This window comes from Rhizobium changzhiense (genome assembly GCF_013087625.1).
Taxonomy (GTDB): Bacteria; Pseudomonadota; Alphaproteobacteria; order Rhizobiales; family Rhizobiaceae; genus Rhizobium; species Rhizobium sophorae.
On the sequence record NZ_JABFCQ010000009.1, the window covers coordinates 84,011 to 107,976 of the forward strand.

General features: G+C 62.3%; 13 protein-coding genes. All 13 read right to left on the reverse strand.

Annotation, left to right across the window (positions count from 1 at the left end):
* Window positions 1–73 precede the first annotated feature (73 nt).
* The 13 genes from glgX to G9X68_RS30160 all read right to left on the reverse strand — a co-directional run bounded on the left by glgX (window position 74) and on the right by G9X68_RS30160 (window position 23,665).
* The gene (gene glgX, locus G9X68_RS30100; RefSeq protein ID WP_171605500.1) at window positions 74–2,050 is read right to left on the reverse strand and encodes a glycogen debranching protein GlgX; all 1,977 of its coding nucleotides are present in this window, start codon (window positions 2,048–2,050) and stop codon (window positions 74–76) included.
* A gap of 12 nt (window positions 2,051–2,062) precedes the next feature.
* The gene (locus G9X68_RS30105) at window positions 2,063–3,694 is read right to left on the reverse strand and encodes an alpha-D-glucose phosphate-specific phosphoglucomutase (protein WP_171605501.1); all 1,632 of its coding nucleotides are present in this window, start codon (window positions 3,692–3,694) and stop codon (window positions 2,063–2,065) included.
* Window positions 3,695–3,700: 6 nt separating this feature from the next.
* Entirely contained in the window at window positions 3,701–5,143 is a 1,443-nt protein-coding gene (glgA, locus tag G9X68_RS30110; protein WP_171605502.1) for a glycogen synthase GlgA, read from the reverse strand.
* Between the two features lie 3 nt (window positions 5,144–5,146).
* Window positions 5,147–6,409: a glucose-1-phosphate adenylyltransferase gene (gene glgC, locus G9X68_RS30115; protein ID WP_171377110.1), complete on the reverse strand. Its 1,263-nt coding sequence runs from the start codon at window positions 6,407–6,409 to the stop codon at window positions 5,147–5,149.
* A 19-nt stretch (window positions 6,410–6,428) separates the two neighbouring features.
* On the reverse strand, window positions 6,429–8,636 hold the full coding sequence (glgB, locus tag G9X68_RS30120; RefSeq protein ID WP_171605503.1) for a 1,4-alpha-glucan branching protein GlgB: 2,208 nt from the start codon (window positions 8,634–8,636) through the stop codon (window positions 6,429–6,431).
* Entirely contained in the window at window positions 8,633–11,095 is a 2,463-nt protein-coding gene (locus G9X68_RS30125) for a glycogen/starch/alpha-glucan phosphorylase (RefSeq protein WP_171605504.1), read from the reverse strand. The genes glgB and G9X68_RS30125 overlap by 4 nt, the downstream gene beginning before the upstream one ends.
* Window positions 11,096–11,371: 276 nt before the next feature.
* Complete coding sequence (locus tag G9X68_RS30130) at window positions 11,372–12,598, reverse strand: vWA domain-containing protein (RefSeq protein ID WP_342355399.1); 1,227 nt, start codon at window positions 12,596–12,598, stop codon at window positions 11,372–11,374.
* Window positions 12,599–12,714: 116 nt separating this feature from the next.
* Complete coding sequence (locus tag G9X68_RS30135; RefSeq protein WP_171605506.1) at window positions 12,715–13,593, reverse strand: transglutaminase family protein; 879 nt, start codon at window positions 13,591–13,593, stop codon at window positions 12,715–12,717.
* 5 nt (window positions 13,594–13,598) lie between these two features.
* Window positions 13,599–16,016: a circularly permuted type 2 ATP-grasp protein gene (locus G9X68_RS30140; protein WP_171605507.1), complete on the reverse strand. Its 2,418-nt coding sequence runs from the start codon at window positions 16,014–16,016 to the stop codon at window positions 13,599–13,601.
* Window positions 16,017–16,056: 40 nt separating this feature from the next.
* Window positions 16,057–19,383 carry a transglutaminase family protein gene (locus tag G9X68_RS30145; protein ID WP_171605508.1) on the reverse strand — a complete coding sequence of 1,109 codons (3,327 nt, stop codon included), beginning with the start codon at window positions 19,381–19,383 and terminating at the stop codon, window positions 16,057–16,059.
* Between the two features lie 158 nt (window positions 19,384–19,541).
* Window positions 19,542–20,924 carry a sensor histidine kinase gene (locus G9X68_RS30150; protein ID WP_171605509.1) on the reverse strand — a complete coding sequence of 461 codons (1,383 nt, stop codon included), beginning with the start codon at window positions 20,922–20,924 and terminating at the stop codon, window positions 19,542–19,544.
* Window positions 20,921–21,598: a response regulator gene (locus tag G9X68_RS30155; protein WP_171605510.1), complete on the reverse strand. Its 678-nt coding sequence runs from the start codon at window positions 21,596–21,598 to the stop codon at window positions 20,921–20,923. Before G9X68_RS30155 ends, G9X68_RS30150 begins: the two co-directional genes overlap by 4 nt.
* A gap of 198 nt (window positions 21,599–21,796) precedes the next feature.
* Window positions 21,797–23,665: an adenylate/guanylate cyclase domain-containing protein gene (locus tag G9X68_RS30160; RefSeq protein WP_171605511.1), complete on the reverse strand. Its 1,869-nt coding sequence runs from the start codon at window positions 23,663–23,665 to the stop codon at window positions 21,797–21,799.
* Window positions 23,666–23,966 lie beyond the last annotated feature (301 nt).

Below are 23,966 nucleotides of genomic sequence, written 5' to 3' on the forward strand. Positions count from 1 at the left end.
AGCCGCCGCGGCAAAGCCTTATCGTGCATTTGTGACGATTGCGACAAGGATTTGCGCGAGGGAGGGGAGGCGGTCAATTTTCTACGAAAAAGGCAATCGAGCGCGGCTCGACGGTTGCGCGGCCACCGGTTTTCTTCGCTCCATCCGGGGTCAACTGGCGCCAGCTCGGTTCGCCCTCAGAAGGCAGCGTGAAAAATTGGCGGCTTCCCGAGCGGTTGAAAAGCACACCAAGCCGGGTCTGCCTGTCGCGAGAGGAGCGGTCACCGGTCGACAACAGCATGCCGAGGGTGGAGAGCGACGGCGTCTCCCATTCGACAACGGTCATCGGCTCACCGGAGAGCGAAATCCATTCGACATCGCCGTTTCCTGACAGGAAGTCCGTTTCGGAGAAGACGGTGAAGCGGCGGCGTAGCCCCGCAACGAAGGCGGTGTGGGCGATGAGATCCCCGTCCAACGCCTTCCAGTCCAGCCAGGTGATCTCGTTGTCCTGGCAATAGGCGTTGTTGTTGCCGCGCTGGCTGCGGCCGCCCTCGTCGCCCGCCGTCAGCATGATGCTGCCGCGGGTGGCAAAAAGCGTTGAGATCAGCGCCATCACATCGTCCCGGCGACGCTTGCGGATCGTCGGATAGACGGTTTCCCCCTCGACGCCGTTGTTCCAGGAGTGGTTCTCGTTATGGCCGTCGCGATTGTGTTCGCCGTTTGCGTCGTTGTGCTTTCCGGCATAGGAGACGAGATCGATCAGCGTGAAGCCGTCATGGGCGGCGAGGAAATTGACGCTTCGCGTCTCCTTGCCGTCGTTGCGGGAAAAGATGTCGGAGGAGCCGGCGAGTGCGGTTGCAAGCGCGCCGGTCTTCCAATCGTCGCCGCGCCAGTAGCAGCGCAGGTCGTCGCGGACCCGGTCGTTCCATTCAATGAAGGGCGGCGGGAAATTGCCGAGCTGGTAGCCGCCCGGGCCGATATCCCAAGGTTCGGCGATCATGATCCGGTCGGCAAGCACATCGTCGGAGAGGATCGCGGCCAGTGTTCCGTCGCGTTCGAAGCCCGTCGCGGTGCGGCCGAGCACCGGGGCGAGATCGAAGCGAAAACCGTCGACGGCGGCGTTGAGCACGAAATGGCGCAGGCTGTCGACGACGAGGCGGCGAACCTCGGGATGATCGCAGGCGAGCGTGTTGCCGGTGCCTGTGTCGTTGACGAGTTCGCCCGGGCAATTCTGGGCGTGGCGATAATAATGCAGGTTGTCGAGGCCACGCAGCGACAGCGTCGCGCCGTAACGGTCGCTCTCGCCGGTGTGGTTGAAGACGAGGTCGAGGATGACGGCGATGCCTTCGGCATGGAGGGCCGCGACCGTCTCGCGCAGCTCGACCATGCCGCCGGGGACGAGCCGCGGATCGAGCGCCATGAAGGCGACGGGATTGTAGCCCCAGCCGTTGGTCAGGCCGAGCGGCGGCAAATGGCGTTCGTCGATCCAGGCGGTGATCGGCATCAGTTCGACGGCATCGACACCAATCCGCTTCAGATGCGCGACGACGGAAGGATGGGCAAGGGCTGCGACCGTGCCGCGCTGGGCTTCCGGCACGTCGGGATGGAGAATGGTGAAGGGCCGCACCGCCACCTCATAGATAAAGCCGCCCGGCTTGAACAGCGGCTTGCGGATCGCGGCTCGGGTATCGGTGGTGACGATTGTCTTCGGCATCAGATCCTGGCTGTCCTCGCCAAAGATGCCGAGGCGGGGATCGTAGCGGAACGGCCTGTCGATCTCCTTGGCGTAGGGATCGATCAGCAGTTTGGAAGGATCGTACCAGAGGCCGTTATCGGGCGCATAGATACCGTCGGCGCGATAGCCGTAGCGCGCGCCCTCCTTCAGCCCGTCGACAAAGAGACGATGGAAGTAGTTGCTGTCGCGCGCCATCGGCAGGCGCGCGAATTCCCTGTTGCCGTCATCCTCGAAGAGGCAGAGTTCGATCTGTGCGGCATGATGCGACCACACGGCAAATTCGACGCCGGTCTCGAAGACGATCGCGCCGGCTTGCGCCGAACTGTTCCCCCGCATGTTCCCCCCGGATCAGGTGATCACGGTTGGCGCATCGCGTCCCGTGCGTTCACGAATGCTGGCTATGCTTTCGGCGGCGGCGATCAGATCGGCGAGCGCTTCCTGCGTTTCGATGTTGTGGCGAGTCGAATCCGGCTCGTAGCGCTCGATATAGACACGCAAGGTTGCGCCAGACGTGCCGGTGCCGGACAGGCGGAAGACGACGCGCGAGCCGCCCTCGAAGAGCACGCGGATACCTTGATGCTCGCTCACCGATTTGTCGATGGGATCGTGATAGGCAAAGTCGTCGGCCTTTTCGACCTTCAGGCTGCCGAAGCTCTTGCCGGGCAGGGTCGGAAGCTGGCTGCGGAGATTGTCCACCAAGCCGTTCGCCGCATCGGTATCGAGACCTTCGTAATCATGGCGCGAATAATAGTTGCGGCCGTAGGTCTGCCAGTGCTGGGTGACGATATCGGCGACGCTCTCGCCGCGCACGGCAAGAATGTTCAGCCACAGCAGCACGGCCCAGAGGCCGTCCTTTTCGCGGACGTGACTGGAGCCGGTGCCGGAGCTTTCCTCACCGCAGATCGTCGCCATGCCGGCGTCGAGCAGGTTGCCGAAGAATTTCCAGCCGGTCGGCGTTTCATACATGCCGATGCCGCGCTTTTCGGCGACGCGGTCGGCAGCACCCGATGTCGGCATCGAGCGGGCGATGCCGGCGAGGCCGCCGGAATAGCCTGGGGCGAGATTGGCGTTGGCGGCGAGGATGGCCAGGCTGTCGGAAGGCGTGACGAAGATGCCGCGGCCGATGATCAGGTTGCGGTCGCCGTCGCCGTCGGAAGCAGCGCCGAAATCGGGCGCGTCATCGCCCATCATCTCATCGAAGAGTTCCTTGCAGTGCACTGGGTTCGGGTCCGGATGATGGCCGCCGAAATCCGGCAGCGGCATGAAGTTGCGCACCGAACCCGAGGGCGCGCCGAGACGATTTTCGAAGATTTCCTTGGCATAGGGGCCAGTGACGGCGCTCATCCCATCAAAGGCAATGCGGAAGCCGAGGCTGATCAGATTGCGGATGGCGCCGAAATCGAACAGCTCTTCCATCAGCGCGGCATAGTCCTCGACCGGGTCGATGACCGAGAGGATCGTGCCGCCGGGAAGCTCGTCCTTGCCGATGCGGTCGAGATTGACATCGGGGAAATCGGCGATCTTGTAGCTGTCGATCGTCTTGGAGCGCGCATAGATCGCGTCGGTGATCTTTTCCGGCGCCGGGCCGCCATTGTTGATGTTGTATTTGATGCCGAAGTCTTCGGTCGGGCCGCCGGGATTGTGGCTGGCGGAGAGGATGATGCCGCCGAAAGCCTTGTATTTGCGGATGATGTGGGAAGCGGCCGGCGTCGACAGGATGCCGCCCTTGCCGACCATGACCTTGCCGAAACCATTGGCCGCGGCCATCTTGACGGCCTTCTGGATGACCTCGCGATTGTAGTAGCGTCCGTCGCCGCCGATGACAAGGCACTTGCCCTGATAGCCTTCCAGCGAATCGAAGATCGACTGGATGAAGTTCTCCGCATAGTTCGGCTGCTGGAAGACAGGAACCTTCTTGCGCAGGCCCGACGTGCCGGGTTTCTGGTCCAGATAGGGCGTGGTGGATACGGACTTGATCATTTTAGGTCACATGCCTTTCGAGACGAGGCTTGAATAGAGGGCAGCGTAGCGTTCGGCGCTCTTCTCCCAGGAGACATCCGATTTCATGCCCTGCTTTTGCAATTGGGTCCAGAGTTTTCGGTCCTGATAAAAATGCATCGCACGGCGGATTGCCTGTAGCATGCCTGTTTCTGTCACGGGGGCAAATTGTATGCCGGTTGCGACTTTCGCCGCAAGTGCGGCGTGATTGGCGTCGATCACGGTGTCATTCAACCCGCCGGTACGGGCGACGATCGGCACGCAGCCGTAACGCAGGCCGTAAAGCTGGGTCAGGCCGCAGGGCTCAAAACGCGAGGGGATGATGATCGCATCGCAGCCGGCCTGCATCAGGTGCGACATCGGCTCGTTATAGCCGATCGAAACGCCGATACGGCCGGGATGGCGGCTGGCGGAGGCGAGCAGTGCACCTTCAAGGGCGGCTTCGCCGGAGCCGAGTACGACGAGCTTGCCGCCCATGGCGACGATCTCATCGGCGACGTTGGCGACGATATCCATGCCCTTCTGCCAGGTAAGACGGCTGATGACGCAGAAGATCGGGGCGTCGTCATTGTCGAGGTGGAAGAATTCGGCGATCGAGCGGCGGTTCTCCTCGCGGTTCTTCAGCGTCGTTGGGCCATAATGGGTGTGGACGACAGGATCGGTCGACGGGTTCCAGATATCGGTGTCGATGCCGTTGACGATCCCGTGCAAATCGTCGAGGCGGCTGGCGATGACGCCCTCGAGCCCCATGCCGAATTCCGACGTCAGGATCTCATCGGCATAGGTGGGGCTGACGGTCGTGATCGCATGCGCGGTCTTCAGACCGCCCTTGAGGAAGCCGACAGTGCCGTAATATTCGATGCTTTCAGTGGCGAAGGCATGGGCAGGCAGGCGCAGGCCGGGAAAAATCTCGGAACCGAACTGGCCCTGGAAGGCGATATTGTGGATGGTCAGCACGCTCGGCAGTTCCGGCGTCGGGTAGTAACGCATATAGACCGACGTCAGCGCCGCCTGCCAGTCGTGGGTGTGGACGAGATCCGGCCGCCAGCCGGGCAGCAGGCCGGCGGCGATCTCGGAGGCAGCGAGCGACAGGGCGGCGAAACGACGCCAGTTGTCCGGATAGTCCTTGCCAAGCGGATCGAGATAGGGCCCGCCCGGCCTGTCGTAATAGGCCGGCGCATCGAGGATGAGCAGATCGAGGCCCTCGTGCTCAACCTCGAGCACGGTCGCCCGCTCACCGAGCAGGTCGGGGAATTCCAGCTTGACGACGGCGTCGCGAATGACCTTCATCACGGCGGGATAGCCGGGTAGAAGGGTCTTGGTCTCGACCCCGAAGGCTTTCAGAGTAATCGGCAGGGCGCCGGACACATCGGCCAGACCCCCTGTCTTGATCAAAGGGAAGACTTCGGACGAAACCGAAAGAACTTTCATAAGTCAGATATCCAGCTTGTCGATCATCGGTTGCGTGATCAGGCAGATGCCGCTTTCCGTCCGCCGGAAGCGCTTGGCATCGAGCTCGGGATCCTCGCCGACTACCAGGCCTTCCGGAATGACGACACCATGGTCGATCACCACATTCTTGAGCTGCGCGCGCCGCCCGATCTTCACGTTCGGCAGGATGACCGCTCCCTCCATCTTGGAGAAGGAGTTGGCCCTGACACCGGTGAAGAGCAGGCTGTTGTTGAGGCTGGCGCCTGAAATGATGCAATCGCCCGACACAACGGAGGAGGTGGCCGAGCCGCGACGATCCTCGTCGTCATGGACGAATTTCGCCGGCGGGGTGATCTCGGCATAGGTCCAGATCGGCCAGGACTTGTCGTAAATATCGAGCTCCGGAACGATCGCCGTCAGGTCGATATTGGCCTGCCAATAGGCGTCGATCGTGCCGACGTCGCGCCAGTAGGGCTCGTGCTCGAAATCGGAACGGACGCAGGACTTGGCGAAGCGATGGGCGACAGCCTTACCGTTCTTGACGATATAGGGGATGATGTCCTTGCCGAAGTCGCGGCTCGACGTCGGATCGGCAGCGTCGCGGCGCAGCGCATCGAGCAGGAACTTGGTGTGGAAGACGTAGATGCCCATCGAGGCGAGGGCGAAATCCGGCTTGTCGGGAATGGGTGGCGGATCGGCCGGTTTCTCGACGAAGGCGATGATCTCGTCCTTCTCGTTGACATGCATGACACCGAAGCCGACCGCTTCCATGCGCGGCACTTCCAGGCAGCCGATGGTGACGTCGGCGCCGGAATCGACGTGCTGCTGCAGCATCCATTCATAGTCCATCTTGTAGACATGGTCGCCCGCAAGAATGACCATGTATTCGACGCCGTAATCCTGGATGATGTCGATGTTCTGATAGACGGCGTCGGCCGTGCCTTCATACCATTGCGTCTCGGAGACGCGCTGGCTGGCGGGCAGAATGTCGAAGCTCTCGTTGCGTTCGGGGCGGAAGAAGTTCCAGCCGCGCTGCATGTGGCGGATCAGCGAATGCGCCTTGTATTGCGTGGCAACGCCGATGCGGCGGATGCCTGAATTCAGGGCGTTCGACAGGGCGAAATCGATGATGCGGGCCTTGCCGCCGAAATAGACGGCCGGCTTGGCACGCCGGTCGGTGAGTTCCTTGAGACGACTTCCCCTGCCGCCTGCCAGGACATAAGCCATTGCATCGCGGGCAAGTGGCTGAACGCGCTTTTCTACCATTTTCTCCTCCCACCAGTCACTAATTTTCAGGTTCAAGCATGATTGTCGCCAAGGGCGGCAAGGTGATCGAGCAGGTGATGTCGCCGCCGGCATCGACGGCCTGCACGCGCCCGCCATTGCCCTTGCCGCTGCCGCCGTAGATGTCGGCATCGGTATTCAGGATTTCCCGCCAGCGGCCTGCGGACGGCAGGCGGATCGAGTAATTCTCGCGATAGACAGGCGTGAAATTGGTGATGACGGCGACCGGCTTCTGGCCCGGCGCCTTGCGCAGCCAGGCAAAGACGGAATTCTGGTGGTCGTCGGCGACCAGCCATTCGAAACCTTCGCCCTCGCAGTCACGCGCATGCAGCGCCGGCTTGCTGCGATAGGTGAAATTGAGGTCGCGCACCAAGCGCCGCATGCCCTCGTGCATGCGATACTGAAGCAGGTTCCAGTCGAGTGCCTTCTCTTCGCTCCACTCGCTCCACTGGGCGAATTCCTGGCCCATGAACAGCAGCTTCTTGCCGGGATAGCCCCACATATAGGCGTAGTAGGCGCGCAGATTGGCGAATTTCTGCCAGTCGTCGCCCGGCATCTTGGCGATCAGCGAGCCTTTCCCGTGCACAACCTCGTCATGCGAGAGCGGCAGGACGAAATTTTCCGAATAGGCGTAGAGCAGGCCGAAGGTGAGCTCGTTGTGATGGTGCCCGCGATAGATGGGATCGCGGCTCATGTAGCTCAGCGTGTCGTGCATGAAGCCCATGTTCCACTTGAAGCCGAAGCCGAGGCCGCCTTCATGGACGGGCTGCGAGACCTTCGGCCAGGAGGTCGATTCCTCGGCGATGGTCATGACATTGGAATTTTTGCCGTAGATGCGGATATTGAGATCCTGCAGAAAACGAACGGCTTCGAGGTTCTCGTTGCCGCCATATTCGTTCGGGATCCATTCGCCGTGCTTGCGCGAATAATCGAGGTAGAGCATCGAGGCGACGGCATCGACACGCAGACCGTCGAGGTGGAATTTCTCGGCCCAGTAGAGCGCGTTGTTGACGAGATAGGAAACGACCTCGGTGCGGCCGAAATTGTAGATCGCCGTGCTCCAGTCCGGGTGGAAGCCCTTGCGCGGGTCTTCGTGCTCGTAGAGCGCCGTGCCGTCGAACCAGCCGAGGCCGTGTTCGTCGGTCGGGAAATGCGCCGGCACCCAGTCGAGGATGACGCCGATGCCGACCTTGTGGCAGCCGTTGACGAAACGGGCAAAGCCTTCCGGCTCGCCGAAACGCGCGGTCGGCGCGTAGAGGCCGGTCGTCTGGTAACCCCAGGAGGGGTCGTAGGGGTACTCGGTGATCGGCAGGAACTCGATATGGGTGAAGCCCATGTCGGCGCAATAGGGGATGAGGCTGGAGGCGAGCTCGTCCCAGGACAGCATCGTGCCGTCCTGCCGGCGTTGCCAGGAGGCGGCATGCACCTCGTAGATCGAGATCGGCTGGCGGCGCTTGTCGGTCTCGCGCCAGTGCTTCAGATGGGCTTCGTCCTCCCATTCCTGCTCCAGCTCGGCGGCGGTGATCGAGGCGGTCTTCGGCCGCAGCTCGCTGCGCCGCGCGAAGGGATCGGCCTTCAGCGGCAGCAATACGCCGTCCTGGCCGCGGATCTCGAACTTGTAGGCGACGCCGATCGGTACGTCAGGGGCAAAGATTTCCCAGATGCCGCTGTCGGCACGGAAGCGCATCACGTGGCGGCGGCCGTCCCAATTGTTGAAATCACCGACGACGGAGACGCGCTGCGCATTCGGCGCCCAGACGGCGAAATGGATGCCCTGGGCGCCGTCATGCTTGATGAGGTGGGCGCCCATCTTGTCGAACAGGCGCAGGTGCGAGCCCTCGCGGGCGAAATAGTCGTCCATCGGTCCGAGCACCGGACCGAAGCTGTAGGGATCGGTGACAGCCCATTCGGCATCGCCGCGCCGGGCGCGGTAACGCACTGGCTGGAGCTTTGTAAGGGAAACCGGGCCGGCGAAGACGCCGTCGGCATGGAGCTGCTTCAGTTCGCCGATGACGCCGCCGTCGAGCGTCATGGCGGTGACTTCCTCCGCGCCCGGGATGAAGCACCGGGCGACGAAAGCGTCGCCGGCCTGGTGCACACCGAGGACGGCAAAGGGATTGGAATGCGAGCCGGCAAGGATTGCCGTGATTTCATCTGCCGAAATTTCCCAGGAAAGCTTTACTTCAGGGACGGTTTTCGGCGTTTTCATCCGGCTCTCCAGATTTCGTCTGCATATTGCCTGATTGTACGGTCGGAAGAGAACCAGCCCATCCGCGCCGTATTGTTGATCGTCTTGGTGTACCAGGCGGACTGGTTGGTCCAGATCTGGTCGACTTCGCGCTGGGCCTGGGCGTAGGCGTCGAAATCGGCCGCGACCATGAACCAATCGTGCGAATAGATGCCGTCGATCAGCGCCGTGTAACGGTTGCGGTCATCGGGCGAGAAGACGCCGGAGCTAATGGCGGCAAGCGCCTGGGCGAGTTCGCGCGAACCCTCGATGATGGCGCGGGGATTGTGGCCATCGCTGCGGACTTTCGACACCTCGTCGGCCTTGAGGCCGAAGATGACGATATTGTCCTCGCCGACATTATCGCGCATCTCGACATTGGCGCCATCGAGCGTGCCGATCGTCAGCGCGCCGTTCAGGCCGAACTTCATGTTGCCGGTGCCGGATGCTTCCATGCCGGCGGTCGAGATCTGCTCCGAGAGGTCGGCGGCCGGAACCATGACTTCGGCGAGCGAGACATTGTAATTCGGCACGAAGACGATCTTCAGCAGGCCGCGCACCGACGGGTCGTTATTGATCGTGCGGGAGACGTCGTTGATCAGCTTAATGATGAGCTTGGCATTGTAATAACTCGGCGCCGCCTTGCCGGCGAAGAGTTTCACGCGCGGTACCCAGTCGAGCTCGGGATGCGAGCGGATCTGGTCGTAGAGCGCGACGGCCTCGATGATATTAAGCAGCTGGCGCTTGTATTCGTGGATGCGCTTGATCTGGATGTCGAACATCGCAGACGGATCGAGCTTCACGCCCATGCGGCTGGCGACGAGGTTGGAGAGCGCCACCTTGTTGGCACGTTTTATCGCCGCGAATTTCTGCTGGAAAGCCGGATCGGAGGAATGCACGTCGAGCGCACGCAGCTTCTCGGCATCATCGAGGAATTCGTCGCCGATCGCCTCGCGGATCAGGCCGGTGAGACCGGGATTGCACTGCTGCAGCCAGCGGCGCGGCGTGATGCCGTTGGTCTTGTTGTTGATGCGGTCGGGATAGAGCTTGTGCAGGTCGGCGAAGACCGTGACCTTCATCAGGTCGGTGTGCAGGGCCGAGACGCCGTTGATCGAATGCGAGCCGACGAAAGCGAGGTTGCCCATGCGCACACGGCGATCACCGCTTTCATCGATCAGGGAGATCGAACGGATTTCCCCATCGGAGAAGTTCTTGCCCTTGCGAGCGTCGATCAGGATCTTGGCATTGATCGCATAGATGATCTGCATGTGACGCGGCAGCAGACGCTCGAACAGCGGCACCGCCCAGCTTTCCAGCGCTTCTGGCAGCAGCGTGTGGTTGGTATAGGAGAAGGTGTGGCGGGTAATTTCCCAGGCCTGGTCGAAATCCATCCCGTGTACGTCACAGAGCAGACGCACGAGTTCGGCGACCGAGACGGCGGGGTGAGTGTCGTTCAACTGGATCGCCACCTTGTCCGGCAGCGAGGTGAAATCGTCATATTGCTGCAGATGGCGGCGCAGGATGTCCTGCAGCGAGGCCGACGAGAAGAAGAATTCCTGGCGCAGGCGCAGTTCCTGGCCGGCCGGGGTGGCGTCGGCAGGATAGAGAACTCGGGTCAGGCTTTCCGCCTTGTTGCTTTCGCGCAACGCGCCGATGTGGTCGCCGGCGTTGAAGGCATCGAGCAGGATCGGATCGATCGGCTGCGCCGACCAGAGGCGCAGCGTGTTGACGCGCTTGCCGCGCCAGCCGACGGCCGGCGTGTCGAAAGCGGCGGCGATGACGCGCTCGGCCGGTTTCCAGACATAGCGCGGCTGGTCGTCATGGGTGGTTACGAATTCGACGGCGCCGCCGAAGCCGATTTCATAGGAACTCTCGCGGCGCTCGAATTCCCAGGGATTGCCGTGGGCGAGCCAGTTCTCAGGCAGTTCCACCTGCCAGCCGTCGGCCATCTGCTGGCGGAAGAGACCGTGGACATAGCGGATGCCGTAGCCATAGGCGGGCACGTCGACCGTGGCCATGCTCTCCATGAAGCAGGCGGCCAGACGGCCGAGGCCACCGTTGCCGAGTGCAGCATCCGGCTCCAGGCCGGCAATGACGTTGACGTCGACGCCGAGCGAGGCGAGCGCATCGCGCACCTCCTCCATCAGGCCGAGGTTGGAGACGGCGTCGCGCATCAGGCGGCCGATCAGGAACTCGAGGGAGAGATAATAGACGCGCTTGGCGCCGGTCGCATAAACCTCGCGGGTGGAAGCCATCCACTTGTCGATGATGCGGTCGCGCACCACCAGGATCGTCGCCGTCAGCCAGTCATGCGGCTTTGCCACCTTGGCATCCTTGCCGATGCGGTAGGTCAGACGTTCGATGATTTCTTCGGCGAGAATTTCCGGCTTTGAGCTGCGCGGGGCGGGGGAGGGGATGATCGGCTTGGAAACAGTGTTCATCGTCAGGTCTCGCCAATTTTAATTTGGTTTCAGGATGTTATGCCTGATTCAATCAATTTGTCGCTTGCGCCAGCGACAGTTTATGCATCGTTACTAAGCACTTGCAACAAAGGATTTGGACAAACGAAAAATTTGCGAAACCTTCATATTCACGCGGGTCGAGACGCTTGATTTCAATCGTTTTTCCCGATCTGATGGGAGGATAGCGATAACGAAAAGCCGCTCCGGTTTGTTCCGGAGCGGCTTTTTTATCGACCGCGCAGCTGATTCCGTGACTTAGTTCGTCAGACGGGTAATCGAGCTTGTTGCCTTTGCGGCGATGTCGCCGAAATCTTCGACCAGTTTGGCCATGTTGTCGGGAGCATAATAGTTGGTGGTACTGCTTGCGCAGGCCTGCAGCAGATCCTTACCCTTCTGCGGAGCCATGAAGGCAATGGTAAAGATGGTAATGCCATCGCCCTTTACCGCAGTGCAGAGATCGCGGACTTCCTTGTCAATCGGCTGGCTCCAAAAACTACTGTCGCCCGTCATTTCACCGTCGGTCATCAGGATAATATATCGTTGGAAACTGTCGTTATTCTTGGATTCGTGCTGCCTGGTCTCCGTATCGGTGCCGTCGGTTGAGGACTTCAGAGCCTTGTAAGCCGTATCGAGGGCATCACTCGCATCTGTGCCGCCGGTCGGCTTATAGGGGAGAGCCGAGACGTAGTTCGCGGCGTCCGCGGTGCCCCAATTGATCGCCTTGGCTGCCTGTTGTTTGTCCGTATAGGAGACAGCGCCGACACGGACGAGTTCGTGCTCCGGATCGGCTTTGTTAAGTTCGGTGAAAAGCCCGGCGGCCGCTGTCTGCAATGCCTCGATCTTGCGGATATAGCAATCGGACTTCAAATCGTCGTCCGGATTCGGCCAACTGCCTTTAGTGTAGTTGTCACATTTCGACGACTTCGTTTTCTTCTGATCGGTTATGAAAGACATCGAACCGGAGCGGTCGAGGACCAGATACATCGAGAGTGCGCCCTGTGTATCGGTCTGGCCGTTCTCGCCGGTGCTTGTCGCGCTGATGTTCTGCGTCGTCTTACCGAAGACGCGCATCAGGGGACTGAGCGGAAGGTTGAAGGACGTGTTGACATCGACCTTGAAGATCTTGCTTTTCGTGCCGTTCGCCGTGGTCGTGACGTTGACGTTCGTTGCATCCTTGATCGAGCCTTGGACGGAATTATTCGCAAGAACCTGTGCCATCTGTCCGGCGACAAAATTCTTCGCAAGGTTTTTCGCGCCGGCCTCGTCAGTCTTCTCATTGGCGAGCGCGGTCGCTGCCGCGAGAGCCGCCGAGTCGGTGGCCTCCTGCAACTCGCGCTTCGACAGCGCCATGTTCGAATAGTCGATCGCCAGGCCGGCGGCACCAAGCAGGACGGGTATCATGATCGCCGTCATCATACCGAAATTACCGCCACGGTCGCCAAGCATGCGACGCAGGCAGGGATGCAAAAAGAAGGTGCTCATCATGTTCACCCGTATAGGAGGCCCTGTGAGCTGACATTACGCACGCTCCTCCTTTCGGCCGCCCTTACGTCGTCAATAGAATTTTAACGAATCGTCGGATTTTTCCAGTTTTGGGATTATTTCAGCGGGATCACGTCGACCGCCTGGACGGCGCGTTGGCCGCCATAGCTTTTCAATACGCCGATGACGGGAACGACGTCGGAATAGTCCCGGCCATAGGCGACGACGATATGATCCGTGCCGGCGGGGATGTCGTTGGTCGGGTCGAGCTCGATCCAGCCATTCGTCTCGCCGCACCAGATCCTGACCCAGGCATGCATGGCGTCCGCGCCTTCCAGCCGTTCCTTGCCGGGCGGCGGGATGGTGCGCAGGAAGCCGGAGACGTAGCCGGCCGGAATGCCGAGGCTTCTAAGCGCCAGGATCATGATGTGAGTGAAATCCTGGCAGACGCCGCGCTTCAATCTGAACGCCTCGAGCGGCGTCGTGTCCACCGTCGTCGCATCGGGGTCGTAGGTGAAATCCTTGTTGATGCGGGCACAGAGCGCATGGGCAATCTGCATCGCCGTCAGACCAGGCATTGCGCAGTTTCGCGCATAGTCGGCGATCTCGCGGGCTTGGGTCAGGCGCGGGCTTTCACCAAGGAAATGGTGCGGTGAATCCGGCGCCAGCGACCAGATGCCGGCGACCTCCTCCGGCAGGTCGGCAAGCAGCGGCGAGAAATCGGCGGCGATCGGCTGGCTTTCCACCTGCACGCGGGCCTGCATGCGAATGTCGAGCGTCTCGTGGGGTGCGCGCAGCATGAAGGCGGTGGCGGGATGATCGAAGAAATCGACGAAATGCGACTGCTCGTCCGGCGTCGGCAAGACGGTGATCGAGCCGGCGACCAGGCGCTGCCGATTGGTCAGCGACAGCGGCATCAGGCGCATGACGTGGCGGGCGCCGGAGGCCGGCACGTCGTAGATGTAACCCATGTGGAGCGAGAGATCGTAGAGCATCGCCGTCACCCGAGATAGGTCTGGGCGAGCAGATCGGAAAGCTGCTCCAATTCGCGTTCGAGCCGTTGATAGACCTCGACCCCCATGCCCTCCGGCGTCATCACCGCCAGGCCGGAATGGAGCCGCATCGCCTCGCGGTAGAAGGGCGACATCTGGCCGTTGATCAGGGCGTTCGGCAGTTGCTCGACCTCGTGGTGGATCTCGTTGACCTGGAAGAGGACCGAACGCGGGTTCAGCGGGTCGAGCGCCAAGAGGTCGGTGACGGTCAGTCGCGCCGTGTTGACGTTGTAGCGGCGGCGGTGGGTCATGACGCTGTCGCCGATCTCGAGCAGCATGTCGAGCGCGCCGTCGGGTGCTTCGGGGCCGGACATGTGGCCGAGCAGACGGGTCATGTGCAGGCCGCGCTCGATGTAGCGGCCGAGCGAGAGGAAGCGCCAGCCCATGAAGCGGTACATGTTCTCGTGCACGAGGCCGGCGAAGCCCGCAAGCTTGCGCAGAAGGATCGTCATCGCATGGCTGGCGTCGTCGCCGGCAGCGACGGTGACGTGGAAGCGGCGGGCAGTCTTGGCGAGATCGTTAAGGGCCAGCCAGCCGTCGGGCGAGAAACGGTCGCGGATGTTGCTCGCCGAATAAACGGCGCTGTCGATATTGCGCAGCAGCGTTTCCGGTACGGCGTCGGCGGTATCGATATCGACCGCCTTGAGATAATCGGAGACGTCGGCGAGCAGCGGCTGGCTCGGATCGGCAGCTTCGGCGTAACGCGCATGCCAGGCGCGCAGGATGCGCAGCGCCCCTTCGGCGCGTTCGATGTAACGGCCGAGCCAGAACAAATTGTCGGCTGCCCGGCTCGGCAGGCTGCCCGGCATGTTGCGGGTAAAGCTGCCCTCGGCCGGCAGCAGCGTGTGGCGCTCGACCGGCTTGTCGCTGACGATCCATACGTCGGCGGCCGCTCCGCCCGACTGCATGGCGATCGCCGCGACATCGGCGCCGGAGCCGATGCGGGCAAAACCGCCGGGCATGATCTGCCAGCCGTTTGCCGTGCGGGCGGCGAAAACGCGCAGCGACATCGGCCGCGGCACGAGCTTGCCGTCCACCCAGGCGGGCGTCGTCGACAGCGTGACGACCTCCTGGCCGACCAGTTTCGGGCCGTCCGAACTCAACCAGTCGGTGATGGAATCCTTAGCGGCTGCACGCAGCGACGAGCCGAGTACGGACTCGCCGTTGTCGTCGAAGAAGGGTGCCCGGGAATAGGCCGGGCCGATCACCATCTTCTCGATGTTCTTTGCGACGTGCTCGCGCTCTTCCTTCTGGCCGCACCACCAGGTGGCGATCGAGGGCAGTTGCAGATCCTCCCCCAGCAGACGGTGGCAGATGGTCGGCATGAAAGCCAGAAGCGCCCGGGTTTCGAGAACGCCGGTGCCGAGCGCATTGACGATGGTGACGCTTTCGGCGCGCAGCGCTTCCACCAGGCCGGGCGTACCGATATGCGAATTCTGGTTCAACTCCAGCGGGTCGGCAAAGGCCGAATCGAGACGGCGCCAGAGCACCCCGATCGGCTTCAGGCCGGCGACGGTGCGCACCATGACGCGGCCCTTGACGACGGTCAGGTCCTCGCCCTCGAGCAGCATGAGACCGAGATAGCGGGCGATATAGGCGTGCTCGTAGTAGGTCTCGTTGGCGGGGCCGGGCGTCAGCACGGCGATGCGGTCGTCGCCCGAATGTTTCATGCCCTGAAGTGCGTCGCGGAAAGCCCCGAAGAAAGAGGCGAGGCGGTGGACCGGGGTTTCGGCGTAGATATCCGAGAAGGCCCGGGTCGTCGCGACGCGGCTTTCCAGCGCGAAACCGGCACCTGACGGTGCCTGCGTCCTGTCGGCCAGCACCCACCAGTTGCCGTCAGGTCCGCGGCCGATCTCGAAGGCGCAGAAATGCAGATAATACCCGGAGCCCGGCCGGATGCCGGCGAGCGGGCGCTGGAATTCGGGATTGGCGGCCATCAGCGCCGGCGGCAGGACTCCTTCCTCCACCAGCCGGTTGTCGCCGTAGATATCGGCGACGATCGCCTCCAGCAGGTCGGCGCGCTGGACGAGGCCCGCCGACAGCGTCTTCCATTCGCGCTCGTCGATCAGCACCGGGATATGCGAGATCGGCCAGGCGCGTTCGCCGGTGCCCTTGCTGCCATAGGCGCGGTAGAAGACGCCGGCATCGCGCAGGTAGCGGTCGGCGCGGGCAAAACGCTCGGCGAGATCCTTTTCCGGCATTGCGCTCAGATGCGAGAGAAAACGCTGCCAGACGGGGCGGACCGCGCCTTTGTTGTCGACCATCTCGTCGGCGGTGCCAGGAAGCGGTGCATAGTCGAAGGCCGCACCCTTGCCGATGCGGTCCTCTGCCTCTCCCCTGCGCTCCGCTGCCGGCCTCTTACCCATCAAAACTGAAACCCTAACCCCCCGGCCCTAACCTTCGGCCTTAAATTCCGGCGGGCCGCCGCAGATCCAGCGTCAGCGGGAATTCAAGCGAACCCGTCTCGGCGCGGGGGATATAACCGCCCGCCGTATGTCCCCACGGCTCGAAGCGGGCGAGCCGCCTTGCTTCCGCCTCGTTGCCGTTGACCGGGAAGGTGTCATAGGTCCGGCCGCCCGGATGGGCAACATGATAGATGCAGCCGCCGATCGAACGCTTCGACCATGTATCATAAATGTCAAAAGTCAAAGGCGTGTTGATCGGCAGGACGGGATGTAAACCGGAGGACGGTTGCCACGCCTTGTAACGGACGCCGGCAACCGACACGCCAGCGGTGCCGGTCGGTGTCAGCGGCAGGGTGCGGCCATTGCAGGTGACGGTGTAACGCGCGGTATTGCTGGTTTCGAGCCGCACCTGAAGACGTTCGACGGAGCTGTCGACGTAGCGCACGGTGCCGCCCGGCGCGCCTTCCTCGCCCATCACATGCCATGGCTCCAGCGCCTGGCGCAGTTCCAGCTTCGAGCCCTCGTATTCGACTTCGCCGCAGAAGGGGAAGCGGAATTCGAGCTGGGCCTTGAACCATTCCGGGCTGACGTCGAAGCCGTTTTGGCGAAGGTCGGCAAGCACGTCGAGGAAGTCTGCCCAGACGAAATGCGGCAGCATGAAACGGTCGTGCAGGGTCGTGCCCCAGCGGACGAATTTGCCGTCGACGGGATTGACCCAGAAGCGGGCGATCAGCGCGCGCACCAGCAGTTGCTGGGCGAGCGACATGCGCGCGTTCGGCGGCATCTCGAAGCCACGGAACTCGATGAGGCCGAGCCGTCCGGTCGGGCCGTCGGGCGAGAACAGCTTGTCGATGCAGATCTCGGCGCGGTGGGTGTTGCCGGTGACATCGGTCAACAGGTTGCGGAACAGTCGATCGACGAGCCAGGGCAGCGGCTGCTGACTGCTGCCGGGAGCGGCGATCTGCGCCATGGCGATCTCCAGCTCGTAGAGGCTGTCGTGGCGAGCCTCGTCGATGCGCGGCGCCTGGCTGGTCGGGCCGATGAACATGCCGGAGAAGAGGTAGGAGAGCGAGGGATGGCGCTGCCAGTGGAGGACGACGCTCTTTAAGAGATCGGGACGGCGCAGGAAGGGGCTGTTGTTCGGATTGGCCGCGCCGACGACGACATGGTTGCCGCCGCCGGTGCCGGTATGGCGACCGTCGATCATGAACTTGTCGGCGCCGAGCCGGGTGGCGCGCGCCTCCTCGTAGATCGCCGTGGTGATGTCGACGCAGTCCTTCCAGTTCGAGGCCGGATGAATGTTGACCTCGATGACGCCGGGATCCGGGGCGACGCGGATGACGTTGATGCGCTCGTCCTGCGGCGGCGGATAACCTTCGATATGGACGGGAAGCTTGAGCTCGGCGGCGGCATTTTCGGCAGCGGCGATCAGCTCGAGATAATCCTCGATGCGTTCGACCGGCGGCATGAAGACGCAGAGCCTGCCGTCGCGCGGCTCGACCGACATCGCGGTGCGCACGGCGCCGCGGAGCTCGCCGAGCGTCTGTTCGATCCGGCCGCGATTGCTCTCGTCGGCATGGAAAGAGGCTTCCGGCATGGCCCGGCCGGCCGGTACGAAGACATCAGGCAGCGGTTCGCGCGGGATCGTTGGATCGGCGGGGTGGATATAGGGGTAACGCGCCGGGGGAACATAGGGCAACGTGCCGAGCGGCAGGCGGTAACCGATCGGACTGTCGCCCGGGACGAGGAAGATCTTGCCGCGGCGGGTACGCCATTTTTCGCTGACCCAGACTCGGCTTTCGGCCGCCTTGGCGTTCCATGCTTGGACCGGAAGGACGTAACCTGTCGCGACGGTCAGGCCGCGGGCGAAGACGCGGGCGATGCGGTTGCGTTCCTCAGGATCCTTCAGCTTCGAATTCGCCGGATCGACATTTTCGGGAAGGTTGCCTTCCTTAATGATCCAGTCGGCCGGATCTTCATAGGCCGGCTGCACCATGTCAGGCTTGATCGCCAGTTCCTTTGCAATCGCCGTCAGGAGCTTCTCGGCATCCTCGGCGGTGACGCCGGTATCCTTGCCTTCGGCGGCGACCAGATCGAGGTTCTGCCAGACCGGCTTGCCGTCGCGGCGCCAGTAGAGCGAGAAGGTCCAGCGCGGCAGGCTTTCGCCCGGGTACCATTTGCCCTGGCCGTAATGCAGGAAACCGCCGGGGGCGAAGCGTTCTTGCAGCTTGCGGATCAGGATGTCGGCCTTTTCGCGCTTGGTCGGGCCGACCGCGGCGGTGTTCCACTCCTCGGACTGGAAATCGTCGATCGAAACGAAGGTCGGTTCGCCGCCCATCGTCAGATGCACGTCCTCGGCTTCGAGGACACGATCGACCTTCTCGCCGAGTTCGTTGAGTTCCTCCCAGCTTTCATCGGAGAAGGGCTTGGTGATGCGCGGGTGTTCGGCAACGCGCGAGACCTTCATGTCGAAGGCGAATTCGGTTTCGGCCTCGCCGAAATAACCGCCGGAAATCGGAGCGGCGTTGCGATAATGCGGTGTGGCGGCAAGCGGGATATGGCTTTCGCCGGTCAGCAGGCCGGAGGTCGGATCGAGGCCGACCCAGCCGGCGCCAGGCAGATAGACCTCAGCCCAGGCATGCAGGTCGGTGAAATCGACTTCGGTGCCGGAGGGGCCGTCAAGTGCCTTCAGGTCCGGCGTCAGCTGAATGAGATAACCGGAGACGAAGCGGGCGGCGAGGCCGAGATGGCGAAGGATCTGGACGAGCAGCCAGCTGGTGTCGCGGCAGGAGCCCTTGGCGCTTTCCAGCGTTTCCTCCGGCGTCTGCACGCCGGTTTCCATGCGGATGACATAGCCGATCTGCCTCTGCAGGCGGGCATTCAAGCCGACGACCATGTCCACCGTCGGTTGGCCCGGCGACCAGTCGAGCGTCGGCAGCAGCGCCTTGAGGCGCGGACCGGCCGGCTCCGGTGTCATGTAGATCGACAGATCCTCCTGGATCGTTTCAGGGTATCCGAAGGGCCACTTGGTCGCCTCTTCCTCGACGAAGAAGTCGAAGGGATTGTAGACCGTCATGTCGGCCACGAGATCGACCTCGATCTTGAACTCCGTCACCGGATCCGGAAAGACGTAGCGGGCAAGGTAGTTGCCGTATGGATCCTGCTGCAGGTTGACGAAATGGTTGGAGGGCGTGACCTTCAGCGAGTGGCTGAGCACCCGCGTCTTCGAATGCGAGGCAGGTTTCAGCCGGATGATCTGTGGGCCGAGGCGGACCGGCTTGTCATAGGTGTAATGCGTCAGATGATAGATGCTGGCTTTGATCGACATATTTCTCTTTTTATCCGGCTCGCATCGTCGTGCGGCTTGCTGTTCCCGAAATCAGTGTGTGCAATGCAGCGAAAGAAAGCAAGGCGGAAAGGTCTACAGCGCCGTGCGTCTTTTCAGACGCGCAAAGGACGCTGTCGCATTTTGAATGCCGAAGGCGTTTACGCCGCCTTGGCAAAGGTGACCGCCGCCTTCAGGCCCTTGCCGTCCGTACCTGGCTCCAGCGTCAGTGCGGCATTGAAAAGATTGGCGATCTCTTCGACGATCGGCAGGCCGAGGCCGGCGCCGGGCGCGCCGGAATCATTGCCGCGCGAAAAGCGCCGGCGCACCGCCTCCAGCTTCTCGGACGGAATGCCGGGGCCGTTGTCCTCGACTTCGAGGCGGATCGTCTCTGACGCGGCAATGATGCGGACGGTGACCTCAGCTCCCTTGCCGGCATAGGCGATGGCATTGCCGGCAAGGTTGCGCAGCATTTCGCCGATCAGCAGCGGCTCGGCGCGGACCATCGCCGGGCTCTCGCCCTCGAAGCCGAGATCGATGCCGGCGACGGCAGCCGTCGGGATCTGCTCGCCGGTGATTTCCTGGGCGATGGCGGCGAGATCGATGGCTGAAGCGGTCAGCGCCTCCTTGGCAGTGGCGGCGTCGATCTTGGCCATCAGGAGAAGCTGGGCAAGAATGCGTTCGGCATGCGCCACCGCCTGGTCGCCCTTCAGTGCTGCCGCCTGCGCCTCGTCAAGCGATCCGGCGCGGGCGGAAAGGGCGAGCTGGGTGCGGATGATCGCCAGCGGCGTGCGCAACTGATGGCTGGCATTGCCGGTGAAATGGCGGAGCGCATCGAGCGCGGATTGCAGGCGGACCATGAAGGAATTCACCGTATCGACCAGCGGCTCGACCTCGCTCGGCACGGTCTGCCTGATCGGATGCAGGTCATCGGGGCTGCGTTCGCCGATGGCGTCGCCGAGCTTGTAGAGCGGGCGCAGAGCCACCGTGACCGAAATCCAGACGATGACGGCGGCACCGGCGATCATGAAGGCGAGACGGAGTGCGGATCGGACGAGGATCGCCTGCGCCAGCTGCCGGCGGGCGATGGTGGTTTCGGCGACCGTCACCACGAAGGGCACGGAGCGGATGCCCGTCGAGGCCGAGCGCTCGAGTGTGGCGATGCGGATCGGCTCGCCGCGGAAGCTATCGTCGGCGAAGGCGGCGGCATCGCCCGGCGTCTTCTTGAGGACGGGCAGGGACTGGTAGCCGGTGATGAATTGACCCGGCGGGCCGTCGACGCGGTAGAAGACGCGATCCTGCGCGGCCGAGGTCAGCATCTCAAGTGCGACATAGGGTATATCGACCTGCAGCGTGCCGTCCTCGGCGACGACGACGCGCTCGGCGATCGCCAGAGCGGAACCGGCGAGCACGCGGTCGGAAACGATATTGGAGGTCTGGACCGCCTCCCGATAGGTATCGGCGAGTGCCAGCGTGCCGATGACGGCGGTGGAGACGAGCAACCAGAAGAGCAGCCGGCGCCTGAGGGAATAGGCGGCTTTCATGAGGCCTCGGGCAGCTTGTCGAGATAATAGCCGATGCCGCGGGCGGTCTTGACGGTCAGGCCGTGCGGCGACAGGCGCTTTCGCAGGCGGCTGACATATTGCTCGATGGCGTTTGCGGAAATGTCGTCGTCGAAGGCCGTCAGCGATTGAATGATCGCCTCCTTTGCGACGACCTTGCCGGCCCGCATGAAGAGGATTTCGAGCAGGCCGAGCTCGCGGGCGGGAATATCGAGCGGCGTGGCGCCGGCCGAAAAGGTGCGGGAATTGAGATCGAAGGAGATGCCGCCGAAGCCGACGGTCGCCGAGCGCAGCCCGGCCTGGCGGCGCAGCAGCACGCGCACGCGGGCCTCGAATTCGGCGATATCGAAGGGCTTGATCAGATAATCGTCGGCGCCGAGATCGAGCCCCTTCACCCGCTCTTCCGGCGTGCCGCGTGCGGTCAAAATGAGGACGGCCGCCTGGTTCTGCCGGGCGCGCATGGCGCGCAGCACGTCGAGCCCGTCCATCTCTGGCAGGTTGAGGTCGAGGATCACCAGATCGAAATTTTCCGCTGCGATGACCGCATTGGCAGACGCCCCATCATGGACGACATCGACGGCATGGCCCGTGCCGCGCAAGATCGCCGACAGGCCGTCGGCCAGTGCGATATTGTCTTCGGTGAGCAGGATGCGCACGGATGTTTCCCCTGTTTTTCAAGGGAGATTACAGAGATGAAGCAGGGATGTCACAGCGATTTTCAAGCTTACAGCGCCGCGCGTCCTTCAGACGCGCAAAGGACGCTGTAACACTTTGAATCTACGCATCGTGCTTTCCGAAAATCGATTCCGATTTTCGGGCCGATGCGCCGGTGAACGGCCGAGAAAGGTTCGACCTCAGCTCCCGGTCCTTTCGATCCGTTCGCGCTGCATCATTGCGGCGGTCAGCAGCTTCCGGAAGCGGGGATCGTCGCGGATGTTGTCGAGATCGGAATCATTGTCGAACCATTTTATATGGTAGACGGAGCTGTTCGGCAGCAGCTTTTCCAGCAGATCGATCGCCTGGTCGACGTCGCCAAGAACGGAATAGACGCAGGCGAGATTATATTGCGCGACGATGTCGTCGGGATCGATGGCGATCGCACGGGCCGCCCAGTCGCGTGCCCTTGCCGCATCGCCCATATGGGCAAGCGCCAGCGCGCCGCGATGGGCGGGGCCGGAATTTTCCGGATTGAGGTTGAGGGCGCGTTCGGCGCGCAGCAGGCCGAGGCGCGCCCAGTTTTCCGTATCCAGTACCCGGCCGAGCGAGCGATAGGCGGACATCAGATGAATTGGCGAGACGTAGTCATCAGAGCGGATTGCGGCGGCGCGGGTGAAATACTGCACGGATTCGGCGAAGTTGCCGTGCATGAAGAAGAACCGGGCATAGTGGAAATTCGCCTCGAAGAGGTTCGGGTCGAGCGCCAGGGCACGTTCGAAGGCCGCCGCCGCCCGATCGTCGTAGCCGCTCTGATGCAGGGCGAGACCGTGGGAGGCGTGGGCTTCGGCAAGGTCAGGATCGAGCTCCAGGGCGCGGGCGCTCATGTCGAGGATGCGCCTCAGCGGCACGTCGTCAGGTGCCCAATCGCGGATCGCCGCGTCGCAATCGGCGATGCCGGCATAGGCGCGGGCATAATCCGGATCGAGTTCGACCGCCTTGCAGAACATGCGCCTTGCGAGTTGCAGATAGGATTTGGTCCAGGTGTGGGAGAGCTGCCGGCCCCTGAGATAATAGGTATAGGCCTCAACATTGGCGGTCGGCTCGTTGGCGATCGCCTCCTTCTCTTCCGGTAGCAGACGCACCTTCAACTGGCCGACGATCGCATGGGTGATCTCGTCCTGAATGGCGAAGATGTCGGTCATGTCGCGGTCGTAACGCTCGGCCCAGAGATGGTCGCCATTGGCGGTGTCGATCAGCTGGCCGGAAATGCGCACGCGATTGCCGACGATGCGCACACTTCCCTCGAGCACGTAGCGCACACCAAGTTCCTGAGCGAGCCGCTTCACCTTCACCGATATGCCCTTATAGGTGAAGATGGTGTTGCGCGGCACGACGTGCAGGCTGGAGATCTTGGAGAGATCGGTGATGATGTCTTCGGTGATGCCGTCGGAGAAATAGTCCTGGTCGGCGTCGCCGCTCATATTGGTGAAGGGCAGCACCGCGATGAAGCAGGTATTGCGGTTCTGCGCGACCAATTTCGCCGAAGAGGGCGGTGTCAGGGTGACGGTATAGACCTGCACGGGCTGCCGGATGTTCTTCAGCGTATGTTCGCCGATGAATTCGAAGCCGAGATTGAGGCGCGAGCCGACCTGATCGCGCACCGAGGCGGACACGGCGATGCCGCCCGGCGCTGCGATACGCTCGAGCCTGGCGGCGAGATTGACGCCATCTCCGAATATGTCGCCATTCTCGACCACGACGTCGCCGAGATTGATGCCGATGCGGAATTCGACGCGTTCGTCCTTGGGCACGTTCTCGTTGCGGGCCGCCATGCTGCGCTGAATTTCGGCGGCGCAGGCGACCGCATTCACCACGCTCTGGAATTCGGCAAGGATGCCGTCGCCGGTGAGTTTGACGATCCGGCCCTTGTAGTCTGAAATCCGAATGTCGACCAGCTCGCAGCGATGGCGGTTCAGTGCCTGCAACGTGCCGGATTCATCGATGCCCATCAGTCGGCTGTAGCCGACGACGTCTGCAGCAAGAATAGCGCTCAGTCGTCGTTCCATGACCCCTCCATGGATCTTCCCAGTTTAGTCTAGCTTTTTATAGAGTTTTTGTCGCGTAGAGTCGTCCCCGAATAATAAATTCGGGCGGTCTCGACGTTTTTAACGCGGCAGCGCGACCATATAACGTCGTCGATCTTCATCAATACTCTATATGGGTGAAGGATGGAGCCAATCCCTAATCCTTTGTGATGAAAAGACAATTTACATCGGAGAAAATGGAGTGTTCTGCTTTGGCCGACACTTCCCGGGTCGGCATCATAAAACCGATCGCCGATCGATTTAAGGCTTGAGCCGGACCCAA

Coding starts and splice junctions, on each gene's coding strand:
- G9X68_RS30145 (WP_171605508.1), bottom strand. CDS start 19,383: ATGTCGATCAAAGCCAGCATCTATCATCTGACGCATTACACCTATGAC.
- G9X68_RS30160 (WP_171605511.1), bottom strand. CDS start 23,665: ATGGAACGACGACTGAGCGCTATTCTTGCTGCAGACGTCGTCGGCTAC.
- glgC (WP_171377110.1), bottom strand. CDS start 6,409: ATGGTAGAAAAGCGCGTTCAGCCACTTGCCCGCGATGCAATGGCTTAT.
- glgB (WP_171605503.1), bottom strand. CDS start 8,636: ATGAAAACGCCGAAAACCGTCCCTGAAGTAAAGCTTTCCTGGGAAATT.
- G9X68_RS30105 (WP_171605501.1), bottom strand. CDS start 3,694: ATGATCAAGTCCGTATCCACCACGCCCTATCTGGACCAGAAACCCGGC.
- G9X68_RS30125 (WP_171605504.1), bottom strand. CDS start 11,095: ATGAACACTGTTTCCAAGCCGATCATCCCCTCCCCCGCCCCGCGCAGC.
- G9X68_RS30150 (WP_171605509.1), bottom strand. CDS start 20,924: ATGAAAGCCGCCTATTCCCTCAGGCGCCGGCTGCTCTTCTGGTTGCTC.
- glgA (WP_171605502.1), bottom strand. CDS start 5,143: ATGAAAGTTCTTTCGGTTTCGTCCGAAGTCTTCCCTTTGATCAAGACA.
- G9X68_RS30140 (WP_171605507.1), bottom strand. CDS start 16,016: ATGGGTAAGAGGCCGGCAGCGGAGCGCAGGGGAGAGGCAGAGGACCGC.
- glgX (WP_171605500.1), bottom strand. CDS start 2,050: ATGCGGGGGAACAGTTCGGCGCAAGCCGGCGCGATCGTCTTCGAGACC.
- G9X68_RS30135 (WP_171605506.1), bottom strand. CDS start 13,593: ATGCTCTACGATCTCTCGCTCCACATGGGTTACATCTACGACGTGCCG.
- G9X68_RS30130 (WP_342355399.1), bottom strand. CDS start 12,598: ATGAGCACCTTCTTTTTGCATCCCTGCCTGCGTCGCATGCTTGGCGAC.